This window comes from Microvirga sp. CF3016 (assembly GCF_036314085.1).
Classification (GTDB): domain Bacteria; phylum Pseudomonadota; class Alphaproteobacteria; order Rhizobiales; family Beijerinckiaceae; genus Microvirga.
In genome coordinates, this window is sequence record NZ_JAYGGM010000004.1 from 229,925 (window position 1) to 252,455 (window position 22,531).

A 22,531-nucleotide genomic window follows, 5' to 3' on the forward strand; every position below is an offset into this window, starting at 1 on the left:
TAAAGCGAAAGCTGGCTTTCACAATCTGTAACCGAGAGGCCTGCCCGCCGTCTCCTCTCCGTCCACCCTTTGTTGTCCACGCCTTGTTGATGGAGATACTACATGAAACGCCGCTTCCTCATCCCTCTGGCCCCAGCTATCTTCGCCGCGACCTCCTTCGTCTCCGCCTCCGCCGAGGCGGCAGTCTCGACCCCTCTCCTCCAGGATCCGCACGTGCACGTTCACGAAGCGATCGAGCCCCCGTTCGCCACCCAGAAACAGGCTATCCTCATCCTCTTCTTCCTGGGCGGCAGCTCCCGCAGCGGCGCGGCGGTGACGAGCCTGACGCCGAGCTTCCCCAAGTCGGAAGTCGACCTTCCGATCGATCATCCCGGCGGGATGATGTTCACTAAGTCCAAGCGTTGGATCTGGTGGCTGATCATCTGACCGCTCCCCCTCCCCACTTACTTCATGGCCCGCTCGTCGGGCCTTTCTTTTGCATTGTCGGGATCGCTGGTGATCGTCCCGGCGCCGCTCGAGGGAGAGCCGTTAGGGAACATCGTGTTCCCTGGTGCCAAGGCCTAAAATTTGACCAAGGACGGCCGCGGAGTGTTTCCGCGGCCGTTTCACCTAGCGAGCCCTTAACGGCCGCCAGTGGCCGCGGGAGCAGCCCTTACGCGTTTGTTATGTCGGCTAGACTAACGGCGATTTACAGCGCGCCATCGACGCAACTCTCGCGAGATAGCGACGAAAGCTCCGGCTCTCGCCGATGCAAAACGAGATGATGACGGATCGGCGAGCGATCGTCAGGCATCGCGCAGCTTATCGCTCTCGTTGGGGATTTTCGCGCGAGTCTCCGCGAGCTTCTTTCTCAGGCCTGGCTCGAGAGGCCTGGTTATGATCTTGCCGACACTCGTCGAGACCTGAACTCGCATCATCCAAGCCGCGAGCTTCGGAAAGTTCGGATCTAGCTCTCCGGCCATTCTCTTCATCCATCCCCGATCCAAAGGGACGAAGAAGTTAGCTTCTTGGCCTGTTGTGAGTTGTATCGGCGGCACCTGGCCGAGGCCTATCTGGTGAAGCGTCTGAAATGCGTATTGCTTCCGGAAGATACCCCACCGCCATCCTACACTTGTAATAATGACGGGTTGTTGGCCGAGGTTCACAACGCGCACCGCGACGAACTCCGGAGTTTCTTTTTCGCCAGGAGTTACAACGATCCTGAGACCCGCTCGAACCGCGAGCTTTATAGCGGTTTGCTGTCTCGCCAGGTGCAACGAAACGACGACCGCAAGGAGAGTTCCGACCCCGGACAGCCAACTCCCGGCAACTTCCAACAAACGTAACGTGGCCTCATTCATCACGAATCTCGCTCCGCCCTTTCCTTACCCGCCCCGGCTTTGCCGAAAACTTTATCCGCTTGATCCTATCGTCTCTGGAAATCGCGGGTGCTGATCCGGCCGCGTCGAGAGATAGTCCCGATATGCCTCAATGACGCGCCGGCCGGCCGCGCCTCTGGTCGGTTCGGTTCCATTCGTCGGCCGGCCACCATAGCGCGGCCCAGGCAGAGAGACGGTCGTCGACCATTGCCAATGTCCGGATTGAGGTCCGCCCTCTATCCGGTGAACGTTCTATCCGGTGAACGTTGCCGGTCGTCTCGTCACCCGTCTCCATGTGAAAGCGCGGGAACCGTACCTCCGGATCGAACGCCATGAACCAGTCGGGACCATATCCGCCGTCCGGATATTCGTCGGCGGTTCTTTTCCAGTAGATCGACATTCCCGAATCTCACTCCGCCGGCGCCGTTAGACGTCCCCGTCTTTGCCGAGAACCCCTCTCCACAGCCGCTCCAATGCGTCCTCGAGGCGAGGGTTTGGCTCAAAGGCCGATGGAGGAAGGCCGCTTTTCTCTAACTGTCTCATAAGCACAGGGAATTCCGATTCGCTCTCGCTTTTAGGACACTTAGGCGAGGAGCTCGAAAAAGCGGCCAGGGACGGTCGCGGAGCCTGAGACCGTACAATCGACCTCCGAAAGCTAGAACGGCCGCCACGCGCCACGGCAGCACAGTTGTTCGAGGCGATAATGGCCTGAGCATAGTCGGAGCCGAATTGGAACAGGATCGGTTTCCGCCGAAGGCCATCCTCCGTCGCCTTGTAGCGAGAGCCCGAGGCTAGAGCTCGATCGAGAAAGCAGATCGCCTCAAGGACGCGGATTGCGCTCTGGACCTGGCGTTCCATCAATCGGAGATCCTCCCGGCTGCAGACCGACTCCGCTCTTCTGCGAGAGCATACGGAGGATCATGGATCGTCTTTTAAGAAATCCGCGCTTGCGGAATTACGACTGTACGGCGATACGATCCGGGAGATTCGGTTTGAGGCGGGTTAACGGATCTCAGGCAACGATCCGCTCTGACTTACCATTTGAGGACGCCAACGACGAAGGCGGGAGATGGTCGTCGGCGCCGGCCAACTAGATCTCAGTCCCGATCTTAGCCGGCACAACCTCATAATGAACGCGCGCTTTCATCCCCGCGATCCGGAAACGTAGACTCTCAATCCCTCCTGCGGCGGCCAGTTTCTTCTCCTGCCAACGGCTAAACTGAGTTGAGCTCGCGGCCTGAGGGGCGGCCTTAAGGCGCTTGTGCATAGGATGCTTTTGACGTGGCTTCCCTAGCCGGAGCGGTTTTGTGAGAGCCTCGAGTTCCGCCTCGCTAGTCTCCCGCTTAACCGAGGCCTGCGCGGTTTCGACCGCATTGTCATACAGGGCGGACCATCCGGAGCGGACCCTCTGGCCATCGACGAACACAGCCCACGCGTACGTGTAGGGCTTTCGGCTATCGATCGTCATCGTATAGCCGTTTGAGAACGTGGCCCAATAGATCAGTGCGGACACGGAGCTCCCCTTAAGCCGCGATCCTCGCCGGAGGAGCTCCGTCGGCCGCTAGGTGCCGGCGGAGCCGCTGGACGGACGCCGCGTCGAGATTATTGAACCGGCTCGCAGACGCCGGTTACAATCATAGATAGGCCGAAATAGATGAACCGAACACTGTGAACGCTTGGATCGATGGACCACGCTCGTATGCGGAGAACGTCCGTTGATGCAGATCTGAGGTTCGCCTGTCGCGACGCCACGAAGTCACCGTTGCTCGATCCGTTCTGGATCACGACCCATTGAGCGGAGGAGCCAGCGGACACGCCTTGGCCACTCCATCGAATAAGGCCGGTTGCGGTATCGACGAGGACGTCGGTCCAACGCTTGGTCCAGAAGTCGTTGTTAAACTGGCCGAGCGTTCCGTCGTCCGCAAACGCGGATACATTTCGCGCGGAGCAGCGATAGAGCTCGCCCTCAGCAATCGCCGGCGTTGCGCCGAGCAATAGGACCGCGCCGAGCGCGATTGTCGTCACTCTCATGTGAAGCCCCCCGGCTCGATTATCGCGAACGGTTCTCAGGTCGCAATCCTCGCCGGCGGAGGCGCTACCTATTCGTTTTCGGAGAAACCCAGCCTCACGTCATATGCTTTCAATATGAGCTTTGGAAATTCGTCATCAGAAACAAGCGCGCTGAATTCCTGACATTCCACCCATCGTTCGTTCGGCTTAATGATCCGGTCTGTGCCAAAACCCGTTTGTGCCAAGAAAATATGAGTGCTGTAGTTTGGCTTACGTGCTTGGATCTGAAAACGCGTATAATCGATTGCCTTCTCCGAACCGTTTATGATCTCAACAATAAGGGGAGAAGACTTGGGGCACGCTGCCAAGTCAATCATAACCTTGACCTGAACCTTCGCCGCGGGATCGTCGACGTTTGTCTCCTTCTGGCTCTCCTTCGGTTCCGGACTGGCCCACAGGCTCGGCCCGAAGAATAACCACGCTCCCATCAGAGCGGCACAAAACAATATCCCTATAACGAACCGGTCTAAGAACCGGTCTGTGGAGTCTGTCACTGAACGCCCCCTTCTCGGCTTAAAGGCCAAGTTTGCGGGGCATTATCCCTATCCTAGGGGAGGAGACAAGCCGGTCCGGATAGATAATAGTTTCGAGTATTGGCTCGTTCGCCCAGCCGCCAGTTTGACCACGTTTTACTGCATAGGCGCGGGCGGCGCGCCAGAACGGCCCCGAATACGCTCCGAACACTTTAAGACGCGTTCCATAATCGAGGTTATCGGAAATTCGCGGACGATTTTCCGCATCTACGGACCCCAATTGGTTACACCAGAGTCCAATATTTTACCGCACCGGTCTGTTGTGATGGACGCATCATAGGCATAGCTATCTGGTGATTTGTAATAAAAGCTAATATTCCAGCCCCGCTTTAGAATGCCGATATGTCCATAGATAGCTTTTACGCAAGTTGCGCAGGCAATTATTTCATCAAGTTCTTCTTGTGACTTAATATGCCTGCCATCATAATAATGCGAAACTAGAGCGTAAATCTTCCATTTCACATTCTCTATGGCAGCTGCACTGTCAGTGATTGGTGGATCCACCTTGCAGGTGTTTTGAACAACAGCGTAGTAAGAGGCATACGCGACGACTGCCCCGACGATCACAGCCATTACTCTCATGTTGATCGTTCCACACACGGCCTTATCGGAAATTCGCAGCGGGTTTTCAGGCGCGCGCGGGAGCCTCGGGGAGGGGGAGCAGTTGAGCGAACGGGCTATCCTTCCACCGCTCCCGCAGGCGATAGGCGGTCTCGATATGCCCCTCGGATAGGAACGTCAGCGCCTCGAGGTCCCTTAGATCAGCGTGCCAAGCGTCAGCCGCGATGATCAGATAAACCTCGCCGTTGTCTGGATCGAAGGGATCGGGAGCATGGCCGATCACGTAGCCTTCCTCGGAAATTATTTCGTCAAAGTCATATCGAACCAAATCGCCAATCTTAAACTCGCGCGTCACCCTGGCCTCCCTTTGATCGAATCAAGTGTCGTTAAAGGGCTACTGATTGTGCGCGCTGACCTTCAAGCTTGTTCTTCGAGCTTAACTCCGTTCCGGAACCGGCCGACGGCTAGAACAGGCGCCGGAGCTCCTCGAGGCCTCGCCTGGATAGACCGCGACCCTCACAGGTCGTTCAAAGTCGAGCGATCAGAGCTCATAGGATTCCGGTCGGCGTTAAGCGCAGGGGAGGCGACGGCTACAGGCGCGGGTTCCGCTCATTGCTCCATAAAACCTAGGAAAAACCCGCTCTAGGTGCGTCTTTTTGCCAAGCATGAGTCTTTGTCTTGCTGTCCGGGCTCGCGCGTGTTTGCATCTAGGGAGCCGAAACAAAATTCCCTGGGAGAGGCCTCCGTCGGCAAACCTCGGCCTCTCCCAGGGACGGATCACTCGGCCACGAAAGGAAACCCGCATGGCAAGAAGTAATCGCCGTGACGCTAACACACGCCCGAACAAAAGTGGTAGGGCAAAAAGGCGCAAGCCGCCTGACCGGCGGCCGAACTGGATCGAGTTTGCTTATCGTTTCGCGACCCTAGCAACTGCGATCGTAAAACTCGGATGCATTGGAGAGCCACGGATCGACCCTCCGGCTCTCGATCCTCCTGAAATCCATCATGACGAAATCGCCTAAAGCAAGCCAACGCCGATTGGTAATCGTTCACTCTCGGCGTGATCTCCCTTTGAGGGTTGGCGCGCGTCGCGGTCTCTTATCAGAACCCTTATCCACAAGGGGTTGTAAGCCGGCCCTCTGGCATCTAATTGCGCCGGATCCCGCTTGAGGAGCGCGGATCGGCTCTCAAACGCCGGCGGCGATCTCAGGATCGACCGTCGGCTAATTGTATGAATTTGAATCACTTTCTCGCAGTAATCGAGGCGCCGGATTAAAGATCGGAAACCGTTGGATCGTAAAATCGGAAACTCTCCGAAGCTCTCAAGGCCTTTCAGAGTCTATATTCCCGACAAATTCAAGCATTGACCCTCTAGCCGGTCGAGCAAAATCTAATTAGCTCTATTCCTACGCAGAGCCGACCAGGCCAGCGCGCGACATAACCTCGAAAATCTCCCCTACATCCCCCCATCTGTCCCAACTAGGGAGACGTTCAATGAACGCCGAAGGTGCGTCCGCGCGTCCGCGCGCGCCTCGCGGAGCTCTGCTCCGAGACAAAGAAGTTGCGGAGATCCTCCGCGTATCCGTCAGCACGCTCACCCTCTGGCGGAGCAAGCGAATAGGTCCTCCGTTCATCAAGATCGGAAACGGCGTCCGTTATCCGGAGGCCGATCTCGAGACCTATCTCGAAGCCGGTCGGCGCCCGTCGCCCAGCCAGGCGGCTTGAGGAGGCGCCGATGATGGATCTCCGAAAGCTCCTCCCCTCCGGCAAAACGCCAAAGACTGTCGATCTCGACCAAGCGATCGCCAATGCGAGGCTCGAGCGGTTCCGGATCGCCGCAGAGGCTGAGCGCCTGGTCGGCGAGCGCGAGAAACTCCTCCTTACAGCCGACGACGAGACGATCGCGAAACATGACCAAGCGATTGCCGCGGCCTGGCGCCAGCACGATCGAGCGGACGCCGTGATTGCGGAGCTCGAGCGCCAGGTCGCCGCGGCCGCAGAGCGCCAGGTCGAGACCGCTAACCGCAAGTTTTACGACGAGACAATCCGCGAGAGGGACGCCGTCGAGGCCTGGCTCCGCGACGAGTATTCACGCCACGCCGAGGCGATCGCGAAAGGGATCGAGCGGATTAAGGCTCTCGAGCTCCGGACCGCGGAGGCCAACCGACGGCTCCCGCCTGGCGCCTCTCCCCTGACCGATACGGAGTGGGTCGTTCGCCGGCCTCCTCGATCGGAAGCGGTCCTCCCTCTGGCGCAGACCGTGAACCTTCCCGGCCTGGTCGGCGGCGACCTCAATTTCTGGCCGCGGAACACGATCCAATGATCCGATCGCGCGGGAGTTTTCTCCGATCTCCCGCGCCAGGCGCCAGCCGCTCGATCATGGGCCGGCGCCTCCTCCCTTTCAGAGCGCCGGTTCGTTTCAACGGCCGGCATATCTCAACCTTTGAGGTCTCCCTCATGTCGAACCCGACAAACAAGCGCCATGGGATCAAGGCGCGCCTTTGGATCCGCTCCGGCACAGAGCCCGGGATCTCGCTCCACATTCCCGACGATCGGAAACCGCGGACGCTCGTCCTCTCACTCGAGGCCGCCGATCGCCTCCGTAACGTTCTCGACGCGAGGTTAATCGAGGCGAGAAAGCTCGAGCTCCCGATTGAAGGGAGCTCGCCTCATGCCTAAGACCAGCAACGCCAAGCGGCCGCAGCCGCTGATTTCGACCCTCCGGCTCGCGTCGATCCGAAAGCTCCTCGAGGATCGTCGCGGCGCTGGTTTCGCCGGCGCGACCCTCGTCGCAGAGGAGGAGCGTTGTTTCCGCGGCGCTCTGCCGTCGATCCTCGAGCTGAAAGGACGAGCAATCGGACCAGGCCTCGCGCTCTCATGGGCCGAGCTCTGGACGCCGGCGCTCCTCGCCGATTGTGCCGCCACGTGGGTTGAGGAGCTCGCTGCACAGCACCTAGCGCGGCCGCGGCATCTCAAGGCCGACGCTCTCGGACGGCTACTCGAGCTCTCCGACGAGGAGAGGACGCGGCTCCGGATCCGGACGATCGGGGCGATCGACAATAGCAAGCGCAAACGGGCGGCCGAGCGAAAGGCAAAGGATCGCGAGTACCAGAAGCGGAAGCGCCTCGAGAACGGCGCGACGCCGCGCGATCGGTCCCTCTCAGCCTCTAAACCATGGGAGGCCGCCGGCGTCTCTCGTGCGACGTGGTATCGCCAACAAAAGACGCTCGAAACGGCCGGATCCGCGTCTCATGAGACAGTTTCCTCGGCCATAAAAGAACCTTCGGTTCTGATACCTACACCGTCCGACGAATTTGTCTCACGACGGGAGGGAGTTCCCCTCAAGGGAACCCCCGCCTCTCGCGCCTCGCTCTCGATCGTTGACGAACTCAGATCTCTCCCCCTCCCCGCGATTGCGGCGATGGAGCTCCTTCGCTCCCGCTCATTCATGGAGCCCGCGCGATGAACCGGCGCCGACCCTCCTCAACTCCTATCCGCGTCGAGATCGGCCCCATGCACCGCGGCCAGTTTCTCGTCGCCGAGCGTCGCCTGGTCGAGATCGACGGCGAGCTCCTCCCCCTCCGCCTCCTCACCATTGAGGCCAGATCGTCCCGGGACGAACGATCGGCCGGCAGAAAGAGGCGCGACCACTCCGCCCCAAGGAGAAAACCATGACTGCAAAGACTAACGCCTCCATTCAGGCGGATAATGCTCGCCTCCGCCAGATCATGAGCAATCGGCGCGTCTTTGGCCTCGAGGTCGCGGCCGCGCGCCTGGCGCTTGATGCTCCGTCTCTCTCCGCCTCGGAGGTTGTCGAGGCGATCGCGAGCGCAGCAAAGGCCAACAGCTTCAATCGAACCACCGGACTCTCCGAATCCGTCGACAAGCTGGTCGAGGGGGCGCGATGAGCGCCCCCCTACCCCCACCCCCTATAGGGACCGTACAACGCCCCTCCTCCTATGCGGGTCCCTTGAGCCCCGGGTTTCGAGTGTGTCTCGGTTTCCGATTTTCGCGGTTCGCTTCGTAGGGGAATGGCTATGAACCAGGCTCAAAAACCGCTCCCTCGGCTCGTCTCGAGCATCGGTGCGCGAAACATTCTCGGCTTGCACCCGAGAACCTTCGACAGACTCCTCCGCGCCGGCGTGTTTCGCCGCGTTGGAGGCGCGCTTGAGACTGCTTCTCTCAAGGGAAACTACGCTCGAGCGATGGAGATCGAAGCCGAGGCGAAAGCTCGGATCGAGGAGATTCACGTTGAGACTCGACGAAATCTCGCGACAATCGGCGCCGCAAAGCCCGATAGCCCTTTCGAATGAACCGTAGTCCTCGAGCTTTGAGAGCTGGCCGACCGCGCTCTCATCCTCTCCGTTTGGAATATTCGGCGCGGATTTTCTGCTCGTTCTCGTAGATTCCTCGTATTTTCTCCGGATCTGGGTAAACCGGATCCATTTTGAGGAACGCTCGCAGCCTATTGTTTCGCGCGATATCGTAGGTACCACCGTTCTTATAAACTGAGTTCCTCATTCGCGGGACCACGTTGGCTTCAAGCAGCGGAAGCTTGCCTGTACTTTCATAAGTTGCGAGAGCGTCTCTAAACCCGCGAGTTCGCTTGCAGGCTGCGCAAGTGACTTCCGTAGGATCGAGGGTCATCTTATGGCCGAGATCATCGAGGTATTCGCTGTCCATTCCGTCCAAGACGCCGCAACTCGTAAGGCTCGCAGTAGTATAGCCGTCGGCAAAGATACTAATCTGCATAGGCCCATAATGTTTTTTCATATGGTTCAATCCGACCCAAATTGGTTCACTTCATTCGGAGGCGGTTACGCAACGCCAAACCGAAGAGGAAAATCAATGCTGCGCCAACCACAGTTTGCGCCGCAGCGAAGATTTTTAGGAGACCTGGCAAACCTTCCACCAGATGAGTGGGGACGAAATCTTTGCGAAAGCCAAAGACGCCAAATGTATTGGCTAGACTTAGACCAACAGCCTTTTTGAGTTTGAATGGTCCCAAATACATCCAGTAAGGCACTCCCCCAGGGAAGACCGTTAAGATCAACGCCAAAGTTGGCTTTGCGTAGCTTCGACCGTAGTCAGAGAGAAACCCGTAAATATAGAGGAAAAATCCGCTCCAAGGCCCATATAGGACCTGACGAGACCTCATCTCCAGGACGAAGAATCCAAGCTCGTCTTCGTGCTTTTTGAGTTTATCCATTTCGAGCTTCAATCGCTCATAGGCATGAACGAATTCGACTGCATAACGCTCGTTCCTCGGCCTCGTCGGCCATTTTGCTCCATACCAGCTGGTACCCTCGTGGAGCTTGGCACCGAAAAACTGGGGAGGCTCCGCCTCAAACGTCGCGGCGAACGATGACGTACCCTCTAGCGATGCATCCACGAATGACGCGGAACCTCCGAACGTTGCATCTTCAAAGTCGGCCCCGTCCTTAAACATTGTTTTGTCGAAACGAGCGCGGTCGTAGAAGGTTGTATTTGCGAAATAAGCTCTACCTGAGAACTCAGCTTTGCTGAAGTACACTGTGCCAGAGAACGTCGCTCGCGAAAACTCGCAGCCGTCGGCAAATTTCACTCCGCGGAAGGAAGCAATCTCAAGGAATGTGCCTCTTTTGAACCAAACGTAATCATTGAAGACCGCTCCGCTGAAAGTCGCTATATCCTTAAATACGGCGCGATCAAAATGGGCCCTCGAGAAAGTGGCATCCTTAAAGCTAACCTGACGAGAAAATATAGATGACCCGAAGCTAACCTCTTGCTGAAAGTCAACTTCGCTAAAATTTACTTCTCCCATGAATATCGCGTCTGAAAATATAGCTTCTTTATTGAAGATCGATTTACGGAAGTTCGCTTCGGTAGGGAATATGAATCCGGAAAAGATCGCAGCTGTCTCGAAGGTTAAATCGGACAAATCGATTGCGTCGGCTAAATTGGTTAAATTAAACCCCAGATAGGGAACCATATTGCCTTCCGCTCTGCGCTCTCTGAAAGTTTGGTTGTAGTATCGCCACTCATTGGGTGAACAAGGCTTCAAACTCTCAACGAGGTCGGGGCGCTCAGCGGCAAGTTTCGCTCGCTCCTCCTCACCGAGCCTACTCGCCATAATGCGGTTCCAAGCCGTCCGATTTTTGCTTTGCAGGTCTTCATCACCAATTGCAGGCTCTCCATAGAGAGTTGCCAGATGATACCAGGGATTTTGATTTGCTTCGGGCATTCTTGGTTACCTGGATTTTGTTCGAAGATTTAGGCCGATTGCGAGATGGCTCTGCTCTGGAGCCAGGCGGCCGCTTGATTGAGAGTGATGCGAGCGGGATCGGCCCCAATCGAGTTCGGCGAGAACAAAACGCCGGGTCCGGCCTGAGAGCGATCGACCTTCCACATCCCGTTCCGATGGACGATAACGAAGCGACGCCCCTCTCGCGCTGCCGGGAGTAGCTCATCTCTCAACCATTTGCGATGTATGACAACGGAGGGGAGAAGCTCCGCGACCTTGCGGTTTTTCGGTTCTTTCGAGAGAGAGGTCGAGCGGTACGCGACGGCGTTTACAATCGCAGCGACGCCCCGTTCTAGCCAAGGTCCGATCGTTCTCGCGCGATAGTATTGAGCCAGAGTATGCGGTGGTGGGTTTTCGCTATCGTGAAGCCAGTCGAGATAAGTCCGGACCGCGCTCTCGTCAGGAAATTCGAGCGGTGTCCTTTCCGGATCAAAGCCGCCGTTAGCCATGAGGACCATAATCGGCGCGCGATCCACGTCGCCGATGAAGGCCGGCGGGGGGAACCGAAGGTCAAAGGTATGGTCACGATGCCGGGCGAAGACGTCCGCATCTTGCGGATGGACAGGCCCTCGGAGCTCGCGCCAGAACTCCCGTATCATGGACAATTGCCGCAAGTCAGTTTCTCTTGAGTGAAGCGGCCAAGAATTTCATCGCGCTCCGTGGCTCCGTCCAAGCCAGCTATTTAACGCTTAAATGTTTTTGAATATTCTGTCGTTTCATCTCGTAGCTTATCATTGTCTACTAATTTAAACCCTTTTGTTATGAAACGATTTAGGTTAAAATTGCCAACAAGTTTCTTTGCATTTTCATCACCATTATCGACCATGACCTTGAGAATGCATGCAATATCATTGAAATTAGTTTGAATAATTATGTCTGAGGTCCGATCTCCCATCTCACCATTGAAGGTAAATATAGTCTGGACTGTCGGACCGCGCACAACATGGTACCCGTTTGGGTCAAATGAAAACGTAAATGATAGCGCCTCTGCGCTTCGACTTGCTCCCCGCCCTGGATATCGCAACAGCCACATTTTTCTTCATCTCATAGAGGTCAAGACGCCGACTCGCGGTTCCGAGCATGAAACTCGAAAGCTTAGAAAAGCAATTGAAGCGGGTGACGAATTCCACCGGAATCTTGTTAACCCCAGTTGTAGATTTCCCGTCGCATTCCCTGGCCCCGGCAAGGCGCGAAAATTGACCACAGGCGGCCGCGGAGCGTTTCCGCAGCCGTTTCATCTGGAATACCTCGATCGGCCGCCCCGGCTCGCGAGAGTGGCCTCGGGTGGCATAGGCTTAAGGAAATGAATATCTCCAGATCCGCTCCGCAACGAGCATGAGCGTAATCAGAGCAGCCGCTCGAAAAAGTTTTGCCTCGCCTTCAAGGTCCATGACCTTGATCTGAAGTTCAGCGATCATCTGCTGAACATCCTCCGGCAGATCCCCATAGTCCTCTAACCGCATAGCCGCCCGCCCCTTTTCGATCCCGCTATTCCCGTCGGCGCTCTGGCTCGGCAAACGCCTCAAGCGCTTGGCCGCCCCCGTTCGCCACTGCAACTATCGGAGAACCTTAATCGTCACGCCACGCCAAAGGTACTCAGCGTTTCGTCTCTCAATTTCCCGGCTATCATCCCACATGAATGAGACGCCCCGGACGCGTTGGTCGAGGCGCTCAATGATCTTGAGCGTCTTAACCAGGAGCTCCGTCTCGTCGCCTAGTTTCGGGATTGGGAGCGGTCCGTTTCCCTCGTCGCGCTCGCGGCGCGTGAGGCCGGTCGCGTGAGCGATGTATTTGTTTCGGAAATTGACGACGTTTCTCAGCGTCTCGGAGCGGGAGATCTCTCTCGCCTCCCGAATCGTGCGTCGTGTGACGACGCACGTGCGCCGGCGCTCCTGCCGCTCCTCGCGCTCGCCCATTCTAATCAGGGCCTTACGGATGATCTCCCGGTCCTCCTCCGTCTCGCCCAGCGGCCTTTCCGGATCGTGGACGTACCTCCGAGTTTCTCCCGCAAGTCGACTAATGCACTCAATCACGTCGTTGTTGTCGATCAGATCGATCACGGTCGGAATGCTAAATGCGTCCCGCTCGCCCCTGTCCCAAAGGCTGCAAAGCCGAACGAGCTCGATCTCCTGAAGGCCGCGAGTGAACGTATGGTAAGCATTGGCGGCGTATGAGCGGCCGACCTGGCTGCTCAATACGTCCGAATAGAGGACGATTTGATTCGTCGCGTGAAGCGAATTCAGGAAGTGAGCGACGTTGTTCACTCCCTCAAGCGCCTGGCGCGCATGGGTTAGGCGCTCGTCGAACGGGAGACCCTTAACCCAATCCTCGAACGAGATCCGTTTTGATTTCCGCGCCACTAGCCCCCACCCCATCCCGATCGCTTGAGACAACGCGTCCACGCTGGCCGACCAAGGCTAACTATATACGCAAGTTCGAGTGGCTCTTTCGATCAACTGCATTTAGAGGATTAATTCCCTCTCCCCTCTTTCTCCGTTCGGAGAGAGTTTCGCCGTCAAATGCATGCAACACTGATCAGAACGCCGAAAATGCTTACCGTCCCGGGAAAGTGGACGTCCGGCAAGATTCACCAGGGAGCTTTCCCCCTAAGCAGGAGCCCGATCAAACTCGGGACGGCATTCCGCTGGCGGATCGATGAACTTGAGGCACATGGACGCGCTTTTCGGCTCCTAACCTTCTTCCGAACCGATACAGAGAAGTTCGGGGCTTGGTTTGCCGAGGATCTTCCGGGGGGCGGGCTTGTAGTTATTGCTCGGCTTGAGGATCACGGAACCCACCCGGGTCTCCATATCCATGCCCCTTGCGACCCGAGTGTTACCCCGCCAGTGGGTCGTCAGGACTACGACGGGCTAAAGCGGATCCCCCGGCGGAGCTCCCGCCGGCGGGGAGCGTTTACGGAAGGGGACGCCTTGTCCTTGTCACACGGATTCTTCAAAGTAGTGGTACCAAAGACCCCGGGAGGTCTGCTGTGAACACCGTCGACGTCCTAAAGAAGGCCCTTTGTGGGACGATCACAACGCGGCGTCTCGCTAGTGGTGTAATCGCCGTCGGAACCGAGTTTAATCTCTCCGACGGAGATCAGATCGGCTTCTATGTATCTGGAAAAGAAGGTAATTATTGGATTGCCGATGATGGTTCAACGATTCCGTTTCTAGAAGCTCAAGGCGTTTCTTTCGAGAACAACACCCGAGGAAGCGCTCTTTCCGCAATGCTGGCCGAGTATGGCTTCTCCTACGACGAGGAGCGAGCAGAGCTCATAAGCGGCCCTTTTTCCGACGAGGAGCTCCCGAACGCCGCAATGCGGTTCGTGAGCCTTCGTCTCCGCTTGCAGGACTTTCTCCTCCTCCAACACCCGAAGACCGTCGCGAATACGTTCCGAGACGACGTTCGACAGGCGATAGAAGCAACATTCGAGGGCAAAGCCCGCCTAGCGTTCGATCAAGTGGTTAGCGAGAGTTTACCGGACATCGTCGCAGACGCGATCGTAGATCGGAACGGCGTGGAACCCGTCGCGGTGTTCTTTGGAACAAATGATATGCGCCTGACGGAGGCCCAAGTTTTGCGTCTGGAGGCTAAATACCAAGCCCAAGTCGCGGTCCGGGTCGTCTCGATCGTTGAAAGCCAACGGCCAGCCGCGGTTTCATCGCGGGTCCTCGGCCGCGCAATGAATCGGCTGGATAAGGTGCTCGTGTTCCGGGGAGAGGAAAAGTCCGCGATGCAAGCTCTCATGGAGCTCGTAGGGATCGATTCAACAGTCGTAGGTTCGAGCCACTAAACCCGCCTAAGCCAAACAATTTATTTCGTCCAACGCGCCGGGATTTGTGTCCCCGGCGTGTCCCTGGGGGAAAAAGCGAAAAGCGCCCAAAAGGCGCTCTTTTCATTTCATCAATCTATTCAAGGGGAAAGATGGTGCCCAGGGGCGGAATCGAACCACCGACACTGCGATTTTCAGTCGCATGCTCTACCAACTGAGCTACCTGGGCATCCGAGGCGCGGCGAGGCCGTGCGCGTCGTGGAGGGGTGTATAGTCAGACCTGCGTCGCATGTCCAGCGCTTCGAGCGACAAAAATTCCGGGAAATTTCGCTCACGCCTCCCGGCCGTCCTCATCGCTGTCGTCCTCCTCACTCTCGACTGCCGGAATGGCGTAGGTGCCGGAGAGCCAGCGGTTCAAATCCACATCGGCGCAGCGCCTGGAGCAGAAGGGCTTGTAGTCCGGCTGGGCGGGCTTGCCGCAGATCGGGCACTTGCCGGCTGACGCCAGAGGCTTGTTTTCGTTGGCGGCGTTCATCTCGCGCCTCCTTTTGTTTCAAACGGCAACGTGGTTGCCGGCGACCTGTCGTGCAAGACAGCTCCGAAATCAGGGAATGGCCTCAGGCCGCGTCGAGCCAGCTGGACCGGACGGGATAGCCCTCCCCGTCGAGCAGGGCCGCGGCTTCGTAGAGGGGCAGGCCCACCACGTTGGAATAGGAGCCGACCAGCTTGACCACGAAGGTGCCGGCGAGCCCCTGGATCGCATAGCCCCCGGCCTTGCCGCGCCACTCGCCGGAGGCGAGATAGCGCTCGAACTCGTCCCGCGACAGACGCTTGAAGCGGACTCGGGTCTCCACCAGGCGCTCGCGGACCGAGTCCTTCGGGGTGATCAGGCAGATGGAGGTGTAGACCCGGTGGGCACGGCCCGAGAGCAGCCTCAGGCAGCCGGCCGCCTCGTCCACGAGTTCCGCCTTGGGCAGGACGCGCTTGCCGACGACCACGACGGTGTCGGCGGACAGGATGTAGGAACCCTTCAGGTCGTCGCGGGCGCGGGCCACCTTTCGGGCCACCTCGGCCTTCGAGCGGGCGAGGCGCTTGGCCAGTTCCTTGGCGCCCTCGTTCTTGAGGGGCGTCTCATCCACATCGGCCGGCAGAAGGGCGTCGGGCTCGATGCCGGCCTGCTGCAGGAGGCCGAGCCTGCGCGGCGAGGCGGATGCGAGCACGAGCTTGGGCCGCCCACTGGGATTCGACACCTCGGAAGAAGACGCCACTTTTCTCTCCACACTCGCGGATCCTGCGGGATCCTTCAACGATACTCTTCGGGCCAATAGCTACGCCGGGTCACAACATGGCACCGGGGGCGATTGAATCAAGTCGATCAGACGATGGGCGGCTCCGCCCCGGGCGAGGACGGCCCGGCCTGCGGATCGCTCGTGGCGTCGAGCCGCTCGAGCTTGCGATAGCGCATCACGCTGACCGGGATCGTCACGAGGAAGACGACCGTGATCAGGCTCAGCATCTCCCAGGGGAAGCTGATGAGCAGGCCGAAGGCCGCGACCGAGAGGACAAAGATCGGCAGGACCCATTGGCGCGGCACGTACTTGCCCATGGTCTTTCCCGAATAGGTCGGGATCGTCGAGACCATGAGAAACGCGATGCCCACCACGTAGACGAGGATGACAGGCCCGACGGACGAGTCCTGGATGGGGATGCCGAGAAAGGACAGATAAAGCGGCAGCAGGGCACACATGGCGCCCATGGGGGCCGCCATGCCGACGAAGAAGTTCTTCTTCCATTCGGGCCGGTTGGGATCGTCGATCATGACGTTGAACCGGGCGAGGCGCAGCGCCGCCGCGATGGCGAGCACGATGGAGCCGATCCAGCCCACCCGCCCCAGTTCGTGCAGGACGAAGCTGTAGATGATGAGCGCCGGAGTGACGCCGAAATTCAGGAAGTCGGCCAGGGAGTCGAGTTCCGCGCCGAACCGGGAGGTACCCTTCAGCAGGCGGGCGATCCGCCCGTCGACCCCGTCCAGGAAGGCGGCCACGATCACGGCCACGACCGCCCGCTCGTACTGCCCGTCGAAGGCCAGCCGGATGGCCCAGAGCCCCAGACACAGGGCGATCAGGGTGATGATGTTGGGGGCGATCATCCGGAACGGAACCGGCTTGAACAGCCGCTTGCGCGGTTCGTTCGGATCCGGGGCAAAGGGCGGAAAGAGGTCACTCATGACACCAACCTAGGAGGAGCCAGCCAGAGCGGCAAGCAGAGCTGGGCAGTTTACGGCTGATGGAGAATCGCCGATCGCTGCGGGCGGTTCCGTCCAAAGGACCGTTGGGAGGGACGCCGCCCTCATGGGCAAAAGGGATCAGCCCACCCGGTACTGGCGTGCGGGCTCGTTGGCGGTCAGGTCCGCGAGCACCGTCTCGCCGGCGACCGCCGTCTGGCCGAGACCCACGAGAACCTGGGCGTTGAGCGGCACGAAGATGTCGAGGCGGGAGCCGAACCGGATCAGGCCGAAGCGCTCGCCGGTGCTCAAATGTTCGCCGATCTTCACGAAGGAGACGATGCGGCGCGCCACGAGGCCGGCGATCTGGACCACGCCGATCTTGGCATGGGCGGTTTCGATCACGAGGGCGTTGCGCTCGTTGTCCTCGCTCGCCTTGTCGAGCTCGGCATTGAGGAAGAGGCCCGGCGTGTAGAGGATCTGGGTGATCCGGCCCGTGACCGGCGACCGGTTCACGTGGCAGTCGAACACGTTCATGAAGACCGTGATGCGGGTCATGGGCTCGGGCGGCAGGTCGAGCTCGGCCGGGGGCACGGCGGTGGTGATGAGGTTCACCCGCCCGTCGGCCGGGGAGACCACGAGACCCTCCCGGATCGGCGTCACCCGCGGCGGATCCCGGAAGAAGTAGCAGACCCACACGGTCAGGATCGCGCCGATCCAGCCCAGAGGCGACCAGAGCCACGCCAGCACGATCGTCGCGAACAGCGCGATCAGGATGAAGGGATAGCCCTCCTTGTGGATCGGCACGAAGATGCGGCGCATCGATTCCAGGATATCGGTCATTCTTTCACAGCCCTAAGAAGGTTTGCGTGGGGATGGCAGGCTAAAACGTTTCCGTCAACCGGCCACGCTCTCGGGGCTGCGCTCCTCCTCCTCGGCCCGCTTGAGGGTCTCGCGCGCCTGATCCGCCTCGCGCTGGCGGTTCCACATGGCGGCATAGACCCCGCCGTGAGCCAGCAGGCTGGCATGATCGCCGCGCTCGACCACCCGCCCCTGGTCGAGGACGATGATCTCGTCGGCGCCGATGACTGTGGACAACCGATGGGCGATCACCAGGGTGGTGCGCCCGCGGCTGACCCGGTCGAGGGCGTCCTGAATTTCCTTTTCGGTGAAGGTGTCCAGCGCCGAGGTCGCCTCGTCGAGGACCAGGATCGGAGGAGCCTTGAGAATGGTGCGCGCGATGGCCACCCGCTGCTTCTCGCCGCCCGAGAGCTTCAGGCCGCGCTCGCCCACGGGGGTATCATAGCCTTCCGGCAGCAGGCCGATGAAGCGGTCGATCTGGGCGAGCCGCGCGGCCTCCCTGACCTCCTCCGGGGTCGCGTCCCAGCGGCCGTACTGGATGTTGTACCCGATGGTGTCGTTGAACAGCACCGTGTCCTGCGGGACCATGCCGATGACCTTGCGTAACGACGCCTGCTGCACCTCGGCGATGTTCTGCCCGTCGATGAGGATGCGACCGCTGGTGGGCTCATAGAAGCGGAACAGCAGGCGCGAGATCGTCGACTTGCCGGCACCCGAGGGGCCGACGATGGCGACCGTATGGCCGGCCGGCACCTCGAAGCTCACGCCCTTCAGGATCGGGCGCTCGGGAATATAGGCGAAATGCACGTCCTCGAAGCGCACCACGCCTTCCGTCACCTGCAGCGGCTTGGCGCCGGGCTTGTCCTGGATCTCGGGGTTGCGCTCGATGATCGCGAACATGTCGTCGATGTCGATGAGCGCCTGTTTGATCTCGCGGTAGAGCATGCCCATGAAGTTCAGCGGGATGTAAAGCTGCACCAGCATGGCGTTGACGAGCACGAAGCTGCCGATGGAGGCCTGCCCGGCCATGATGTCCCGCGCGGCCAGGACCATCACGACGGCCATGCCGATGGAGAAGATCACCGCCTGGCCGGCATTGAGTACGGCGAGCGAGGTATAGGTCTGCGTGGAAGCGCGCTCGAACTTCGCCATGGAGCGGTCGTAGCGGGCGGTCTCCCGCTGCTCGGCGCCGAAATACTTCACCGTCTCGTAGTTCAGGAGCGAATCGACCGCCTTGGTGTTGGCGTCCGTGTCGGAGTCGTTCATCTGCTTGCGGATCGAGATCCGCCACTGGGTCGCCTTGTAGGTATAGGCGAGGTAGACGACCACCATCACGAACACGACGGCGGAATAGAGCCAGTTGAACTCCCAGGCGAGCAGGCCCAGCACGAGGATGAACTCGAGGATCGTCGGGACCAGAGTGAGCACCACGAGGCGGGACAATTCCTCGATGCCCTCGCGGCCGCGCTCCAGCACCCGGGTCAGGCCGCCAGTTTTGCGCTCCAGATGGAAGCGCAGGGACAGGCGGTGCATGTGCTCGAAGGTCTGGAGCGCGAGGTTGCGCACCGCATGCATGGCGACCTTGGCGAAGAGGCCGTCGCGCAGCTGGGTCAGGACCGCCATGAGGATGCGGGTGACGCCGTAGATCACGGTCAGCAGGATCGGCGCCTTCCAGAGCCAGGACCCGGCCGTCGCCGCCGCCTCAGCCCCCTGGTTGCCGCCTGTGACGGCGACGAGCGCGTCCGTCGCCCATTTGAAGGCGAAGGGCGTGACCATGGTGACGCCCTTGGCCACGAGCAGAAGTCCGAAGGCCAGGAAGACCCGTCGCTGGAGATCCGGTCGTCCGTGCGGCCAGAGATAGGGCCAGAGCTTTGTCCAGGTCGCCGCCAAGCCGTTGGGCTGTGGCGCAGCAGCGCTCGTCGTCGGGACGGCGGTGGAGGGAGACATACGCGAGAATCCAATCGAAATATCGGACCTCGATATAGGCGATCGGCAGGATGAATTCACCCCGAGTCTGTAATTGTTCCAGGTTTAGGGCGAAGCACTCGTTGCGGCTATTCCGGCCTCCGCCCCTCCTCCCGGGAGTTGGGCCGGACATTCACCACTTTCGTCATCACCGGCCTTGTGCCGGTGATCCCGATCCCCTGGAACGCCGCACTCTTCCAATCGGGATGGCCGGGACAAGCCCGGCCATGACGTGGGGTGGCTATTCAGGATGGCTCGCGGTTCGTCTGGCGCAGTTCCCGGTCGGTCCTGAACGATTAGACTTAGCATCCTAAGGAAAGCCTCAGTTGCTCTTCGGCTCCTGGTCGCCCGGCAGGACGAAGACCTGGCCCGGATAGATCAGGTCCGGATTGCGGATCTGCTCCTGGTTCGCGCCGTAGATCACCGTGTAGCGCAGGCCCTTGCCGTAGACCCGCTGGCTGATCCGCCAGAGATTGTCGCCCCGAGACACGATGGTGGTGTTGATGTTGGGGATCACGACCATTCCGGCACTGGCCATCTGGCCTTCAGGCAAGGCGGAGGCCACCTCGCGCGACGGCTGGGGCGACGAACCGGTCGCCTGAGGCGATATCGGCGCCTGCGGCTGCGCCGAGGCCACCTGGACCGGCACGTTGAAGCCCACCTCGGCGCGGGACCTGACCTGGCCCGAGACCGGATCCACGTCGTCGAGGCGGATCCGGTAATCGCCGGGCTTCACGCCGCTGCCGATCGAGAAGGACACCTTGCCGTCGCCCCCGGCGCCGCCCGGAGCGATGAAGCTCTCGTTGAGGTAGAGGCGCACGGTCGCCCCCGGGGCCGACAGGCCGGACACGAAGAGTTTCCCCTCCTCGGATTCGACGGTCACGATCTTGATCTCGGGCCGCGCCGCCGACGGAGCAGGCGCCGGCGGGGGAGATACGGTCGGTGCGACGCCGGCCTGCTGCTGCGGGGCCGGCTGAGGCGCGACAGGCTGGGTTTCGGCGGTCTTCGTGTCCGGCTTCGGTTCTTCGGCCGCCTTTGTCGGCGGCTCGGGATTGGACAGAACCACCGTCGGCCGGTCCGGAGCCGTCAGGGTCACGAGAGGCCGGGTCTTGGCATCGGAGATGACTACCGTCACGCTTTGAGCCGAGCGCTGGCGGGTCCCGTCCGGCGCAATGGATTGCAGGACCACGAGATGGGAGCCGGGCGGCAGGGGCGGCGGCACGATGGCGAACAGGCCCGAGGCGTCGGCCGCGGCCCGGGCGTGAACCTGGTCGCCTCTCAGCAATTCGATCGTCGCCCCAGGGGCCGCGCGGCCGGCGATCACGCTCTCGCCGTCCGGCTCGACCCGGACCAGATCGAAGGACGGCGCGATGGGTGCGTCCTTCGGCTGCGGCGCGGCAGCCTCGGGGGCTGACGGCTTGGTGGCCTGCTGGCCCGGAGCCGCCTGGGTCGAAGCGGGGGCCTGGGTCGCCTGGGCGGGAGCGGCGTTCTGCGGGGCCTCGGACGTGCCGGACCAGGACCAGTAAAGCACCCCGAGAAGAACTGCGACAACGGATGCAGCAGCGGCGCCGAGCAACGCAATTGTACCTTTAATTTCCTTCGGATGCGCCATGGTGTTTTCTCGAACGCGGCACTTTCGTGCATTTAAACCGTTTATCTTTCAAAAGGCTACGGCCATAAAGGACAAATAATGCTCTACGACTCAGCGCGGGAGGCTCCCCGCCTCCCCGAAATGCCCATGCCATCCAACAGATCAATCAAATCCATTTGCGTTTATTGCGGCTCCGGTTTCGGGGACGACCCCGTTTTCGCGGAGAATGCGGCCTTATTGGGCCGCCTCATGGCCGAACAGGGGATCAATCTGGTCTATGGCGGCGGCAATGTGGGCCTCATGGGAACCGTGGCCCAATCCGTGCTCGATCACGGCGGTTATGTCACAGGGATCATCCCGGATTTTCTGAAGTCCCGCGAGAAGCTCCTCGACGACGTGCAGGAGACCATCGTGGTACCCGACATGCACACCCGCAAGCGCCTGATGTTCGAGAAGGCCGACGCCTTCGTCGCGCTGCCGGGCGGGATCGGGACCTTGGAGGAGCTCGTCGAGCAGATGACCTGGTCGCAGCTCGGCCGGCACACCAAGCCAATTCTGATGCTGAGTACCAAGGGCTTCTGGAAGCCGCTCCTCACCCTGATCGCCCACATGCGCGAACAGGGCTTCATCCGCCCCGGCCTGGAGCTCAACTATCTCGTGGCGGAACGGGTCGAGGAGGTCATCCCCATGGTCGAAGATTCGGCCCGCCGGATCGGAATCGTGGGGAACGAGGAAGCGATCGAGAGCCAGTTCTAGGGACGGCCTCCTAGCCTGTGCGGGACAGCACGAGCCCGCCCAGGATCATCCCGGCTGCCAGCAACCTCTGCCACGTAATCGCCTGCACGGGCAGGCCGAAGGCCCCCACGGCATCGAGAACCAGGGCAGCCGCGACCTGTCCGAAGATCAGGGCCGCAACGGTGCTGACCACGCCGAGCTGCGGCACGCCCCAGATCACGACGGCCACGTAGAAGGCCCCGAGAAAGCCTCCGAGCCAGGACCACCACGGGGCGGACGCCACGGCACCGCCCGATGGCCATGCGCCCCTGAAGGCGCTGATGACCGCCAGGATGACGAAGCCGATCCCGAACGAGATGCAGGCCGCGAGCACCGGATCGCCCAGGGTTTTCGCAAGGGCGGCGTTGATCGGCGCCTGAGACGCAAGGAACACGCCGCCCAGGAGGATGCCGAGGAGCGGCAGCAGGATCGAGACGTTCATGGAAAACCCAAGAGAAGCGTCGGCTTGAACGACAGGTAAATTCACACGCTCACCTCATCCTGAGGAGCCGCTGTAAGCGGCGTCTCTTAGGAGA

26 protein-coding genes and 1 tRNA gene are annotated in these 22,531 nt (G+C 60.1%); 7 read left to right on the forward strand and 20 right to left on the reverse strand.

Features of this window, described 5'->3' with window-relative positions; translation table 11 throughout:
- Positions 1–102: 102 nt before the first annotated feature.
- Positions 103–426, forward strand: coding sequence for a hypothetical protein (locus tag VB672_RS07560; RefSeq protein WP_329783564.1), 324 nt, complete (start codon positions 103–105; stop codon positions 424–426).
- A gap of 359 nt (positions 427–785) precedes the next feature.
- Here VB672_RS07560 and VB672_RS07565 read toward each other — a convergent pair whose 3' ends face one another.
- From VB672_RS07565 to VB672_RS07595, 7 genes are all read right to left on the reverse strand, one after another.
- Complete coding sequence (locus tag VB672_RS07565; protein ID WP_329783565.1) at positions 786–1,340, reverse strand: hypothetical protein; 555 nt, start codon at positions 1,338–1,340, stop codon at positions 786–788.
- Between the two features lie 127 nt (positions 1,341–1,467).
- Positions 1,468–1,758, reverse strand: coding sequence for a hypothetical protein (locus VB672_RS07570; RefSeq protein ID WP_329783566.1), 291 nt, complete (start codon positions 1,756–1,758; stop codon positions 1,468–1,470).
- A 690-nt stretch (positions 1,759–2,448) separates the two neighbouring features.
- Positions 2,449–2,871, reverse strand: coding sequence for a hypothetical protein (locus VB672_RS07575; RefSeq protein WP_329783567.1), 423 nt, complete (start codon positions 2,869–2,871; stop codon positions 2,449–2,451).
- Positions 2,872–2,960: 89 nt separating this feature from the next.
- Positions 2,961–3,389 carry a hypothetical protein gene (locus VB672_RS07580; protein WP_329783568.1) on the reverse strand — a complete coding sequence of 143 codons (429 nt, stop codon included), beginning with the start codon at positions 3,387–3,389 and terminating at the stop codon, positions 2,961–2,963.
- 68 nt (positions 3,390–3,457) lie between these two features.
- Entirely contained in the window at positions 3,458–3,922 is a 465-nt protein-coding gene (locus VB672_RS07585; RefSeq protein ID WP_329783569.1) for a hypothetical protein, read from the reverse strand.
- Between the two features lie 246 nt (positions 3,923–4,168).
- Positions 4,169–4,534, reverse strand: a complete 366-nt coding sequence (locus VB672_RS07590; protein WP_329783570.1) for a hypothetical protein — start codon at positions 4,532–4,534, stop codon at positions 4,169–4,171.
- A 55-nt stretch (positions 4,535–4,589) separates the two neighbouring features.
- A complete protein-coding gene (locus VB672_RS07595; RefSeq protein ID WP_329783571.1) occupies positions 4,590–4,877 on the reverse strand; it encodes a hypothetical protein in 288 nt (95 codons plus the stop codon).
- A 1,139-nt stretch (positions 4,878–6,016) separates the two neighbouring features.
- Between VB672_RS07595 and VB672_RS07600 the strand changes: the two genes are divergently transcribed.
- From VB672_RS07600 to VB672_RS07610, 3 genes are all read left to right on the forward strand, one after another.
- Positions 6,017–6,247 carry a helix-turn-helix transcriptional regulator gene (locus VB672_RS07600; protein WP_329783572.1) on the forward strand — a complete coding sequence of 77 codons (231 nt, stop codon included), beginning with the start codon at positions 6,017–6,019 and terminating at the stop codon, positions 6,245–6,247.
- A gap of 10 nt (positions 6,248–6,257) precedes the next feature.
- A complete protein-coding gene (locus VB672_RS07605) occupies positions 6,258–6,845 on the forward strand; it encodes a hypothetical protein (RefSeq protein ID WP_329783573.1) in 588 nt (195 codons plus the stop codon).
- Positions 6,846–7,193: 348 nt separating this feature from the next.
- Complete coding sequence (locus VB672_RS07610) at positions 7,194–7,988, forward strand: hypothetical protein (protein WP_329783574.1); 795 nt, start codon at positions 7,194–7,196, stop codon at positions 7,986–7,988.
- Positions 7,989–8,005: 17 nt separating this feature from the next.
- Here the strand turns inward: VB672_RS07610 and VB672_RS07615 are convergent, their stop codons facing one another.
- Positions 8,006–8,173, reverse strand: a complete 168-nt coding sequence (locus VB672_RS07615; protein WP_329783575.1) for a hypothetical protein — start codon at positions 8,171–8,173, stop codon at positions 8,006–8,008.
- Positions 8,174–8,193: 20 nt separating this feature from the next.
- On the opposite strand from VB672_RS07615, the gene VB672_RS07620 reads away from it, so the two are divergent.
- The gene (locus tag VB672_RS07620) at positions 8,194–8,430 is read left to right on the forward strand and encodes a hypothetical protein (protein WP_329783576.1); all 237 of its coding nucleotides are present in this window, start codon (positions 8,194–8,196) and stop codon (positions 8,428–8,430) included.
- An 890-nt stretch (positions 8,431–9,320) separates the two neighbouring features.
- Here the strand turns inward: VB672_RS07620 and VB672_RS07625 are convergent.
- The 4 genes from VB672_RS07625 to VB672_RS07640 form a co-directional block, all read right to left on the reverse strand.
- Entirely contained in the window at positions 9,321–10,745 is a 1,425-nt protein-coding gene (locus VB672_RS07625) for a pentapeptide repeat-containing protein (RefSeq protein ID WP_329783577.1), read from the reverse strand.
- 29 nt (positions 10,746–10,774) lie between these two features.
- Complete coding sequence (locus VB672_RS07630; protein WP_329783578.1) at positions 10,775–11,419, reverse strand: hypothetical protein; 645 nt, start codon at positions 11,417–11,419, stop codon at positions 10,775–10,777.
- A gap of 68 nt (positions 11,420–11,487) precedes the next feature.
- Positions 11,488–11,838, reverse strand: coding sequence for a hypothetical protein (locus tag VB672_RS07635; protein ID WP_329783579.1), 351 nt, complete (start codon positions 11,836–11,838; stop codon positions 11,488–11,490).
- A gap of 523 nt (positions 11,839–12,361) precedes the next feature.
- The gene (locus VB672_RS07640; RefSeq protein ID WP_329783580.1) at positions 12,362–13,207 is read right to left on the reverse strand and encodes an AbiU2 domain-containing protein; all 846 of its coding nucleotides are present in this window, start codon (positions 13,205–13,207) and stop codon (positions 12,362–12,364) included.
- Between the two features lie 587 nt (positions 13,208–13,794).
- Between VB672_RS07640 and VB672_RS07645 the strand changes: the two genes are divergently transcribed.
- On the forward strand, positions 13,795–14,601 hold the full coding sequence (locus VB672_RS07645; RefSeq protein ID WP_329783581.1) for a DUF1828 domain-containing protein: 807 nt from the start codon (positions 13,795–13,797) through the stop codon (positions 14,599–14,601).
- A gap of 132 nt (positions 14,602–14,733) precedes the next feature.
- Here the strand turns inward: VB672_RS07645 and VB672_RS07650 are convergent.
- The 7 genes from VB672_RS07650 to VB672_RS07680 form a co-directional block, all read right to left on the reverse strand.
- Positions 14,734–14,809: transfer RNA gene (locus VB672_RS07650), tRNA-Phe, on the reverse strand.
- Between the two features lie 102 nt (positions 14,810–14,911).
- Positions 14,912–15,115, reverse strand: coding sequence for a DNA gyrase inhibitor YacG (gene yacG, locus VB672_RS07655; protein ID WP_329783582.1), 204 nt, complete (start codon positions 15,113–15,115; stop codon positions 14,912–14,914).
- 82 nt (positions 15,116–15,197) lie between these two features.
- On the reverse strand, positions 15,198–15,848 hold the full coding sequence (locus VB672_RS07660) for a Maf-like protein (protein ID WP_329783583.1): 651 nt from the start codon (positions 15,846–15,848) through the stop codon (positions 15,198–15,200).
- 107 nt (positions 15,849–15,955) lie between these two features.
- On the reverse strand, positions 15,956–16,807 hold the full coding sequence (locus VB672_RS07665) for a CDP-alcohol phosphatidyltransferase family protein (protein WP_329783584.1): 852 nt from the start codon (positions 16,805–16,807) through the stop codon (positions 15,956–15,958).
- A gap of 138 nt (positions 16,808–16,945) precedes the next feature.
- Complete coding sequence (locus tag VB672_RS07670) at positions 16,946–17,647, reverse strand: phosphatidylserine decarboxylase (protein ID WP_329783585.1); 702 nt, start codon at positions 17,645–17,647, stop codon at positions 16,946–16,948.
- Between the two features lie 54 nt (positions 17,648–17,701).
- Entirely contained in the window at positions 17,702–19,612 is a 1,911-nt protein-coding gene (locus tag VB672_RS07675) for an ABCB family ABC transporter ATP-binding protein/permease (protein WP_329783586.1), read from the reverse strand.
- 340 nt (positions 19,613–19,952) lie between these two features.
- Positions 19,953–21,242 carry a LysM peptidoglycan-binding domain-containing protein gene (locus tag VB672_RS07680; protein ID WP_329783587.1) on the reverse strand — a complete coding sequence of 430 codons (1,290 nt, stop codon included), beginning with the start codon at positions 21,240–21,242 and terminating at the stop codon, positions 19,953–19,955.
- A 126-nt stretch (positions 21,243–21,368) separates the two neighbouring features.
- On the opposite strand from VB672_RS07680, the gene VB672_RS07685 reads away from it, so the two are divergent.
- Positions 21,369–21,977: a TIGR00730 family Rossman fold protein gene (locus VB672_RS07685; protein WP_329783588.1), complete on the forward strand. Its 609-nt coding sequence runs from the start codon at positions 21,369–21,371 to the stop codon at positions 21,975–21,977.
- A 10-nt stretch (positions 21,978–21,987) separates the two neighbouring features.
- Here VB672_RS07685 and VB672_RS07690 read toward each other — a convergent pair whose 3' ends face one another.
- A complete protein-coding gene (locus tag VB672_RS07690; RefSeq protein ID WP_329783589.1) occupies positions 21,988–22,482 on the reverse strand; it encodes a DMT family transporter in 495 nt (164 codons plus the stop codon).
- Between the last annotated feature and the right edge of the window lie 49 nt (positions 22,483–22,531).

Excerpts from the sequence above, each read along its gene's own strand:
- VB672_RS07560 (WP_329783564.1), top strand. The coding sequence starts at position 103 with ATGAAACGCCGCTTCCTCATCCCTCTGGCCCCAGCTATCTTCGCCGCG.
- VB672_RS07565 (WP_329783565.1), bottom strand. The coding sequence starts at position 1,340 with ATGAATGAGGCCACGTTACGTTTGTTGGAAGTTGCCGGGAGTTGGCTG.
- VB672_RS07570 (WP_329783566.1), bottom strand. The coding sequence starts at position 1,758 with ATGTCGATCTACTGGAAAAGAACCGCCGACGAATATCCGGACGGCGGA.
- VB672_RS07580 (WP_329783568.1), bottom strand. The coding sequence starts at position 3,389 with ATGAGAGTGACGACAATCGCGCTCGGCGCGGTCCTATTGCTCGGCGCA.
- VB672_RS07590 (WP_329783570.1), bottom strand. The coding sequence starts at position 4,534 with ATGGCTGTGATCGTCGGGGCAGTCGTCGCGTATGCCTCTTACTACGCT.
- VB672_RS07600 (WP_329783572.1), top strand. The coding sequence starts at position 6,017 with ATGAACGCCGAAGGTGCGTCCGCGCGTCCGCGCGCGCCTCGCGGAGCT.
- VB672_RS07605 (WP_329783573.1), top strand. The coding sequence starts at position 6,258 with ATGATGGATCTCCGAAAGCTCCTCCCCTCCGGCAAAACGCCAAAGACT.
- VB672_RS07610 (WP_329783574.1), top strand. The coding sequence starts at position 7,194 with ATGCCTAAGACCAGCAACGCCAAGCGGCCGCAGCCGCTGATTTCGACC.
- VB672_RS07620 (WP_329783576.1), top strand. The coding sequence starts at position 8,194 with ATGACTGCAAAGACTAACGCCTCCATTCAGGCGGATAATGCTCGCCTC.
- VB672_RS07625 (WP_329783577.1), bottom strand. The coding sequence starts at position 10,745 with ATGCCCGAAGCAAATCAAAATCCCTGGTATCATCTGGCAACTCTCTAT.
- VB672_RS07635 (WP_329783579.1), bottom strand. The coding sequence starts at position 11,838 with ATGTGGCTGTTGCGATATCCAGGGCGGGGAGCAAGTCGAAGCGCAGAG.
- yacG (WP_329783582.1), bottom strand. The coding sequence starts at position 15,115 with ATGAACGCCGCCAACGAAAACAAGCCTCTGGCGTCAGCCGGCAAGTGC.
- VB672_RS07665 (WP_329783584.1), bottom strand. The coding sequence starts at position 16,807 with ATGAGTGACCTCTTTCCGCCCTTTGCCCCGGATCCGAACGAACCGCGC.
- VB672_RS07670 (WP_329783585.1), bottom strand. The coding sequence starts at position 17,647 with ATGACCGATATCCTGGAATCGATGCGCCGCATCTTCGTGCCGATCCAC.
- VB672_RS07675 (WP_329783586.1), bottom strand. The coding sequence starts at position 19,612 with ATGTCTCCCTCCACCGCCGTCCCGACGACGAGCGCTGCTGCGCCACAG.
- VB672_RS07680 (WP_329783587.1), bottom strand. The coding sequence starts at position 21,242 with ATGGCGCATCCGAAGGAAATTAAAGGTACAATTGCGTTGCTCGGCGCC.
- VB672_RS07685 (WP_329783588.1), top strand. The coding sequence starts at position 21,369 with ATGCCATCCAACAGATCAATCAAATCCATTTGCGTTTATTGCGGCTCC.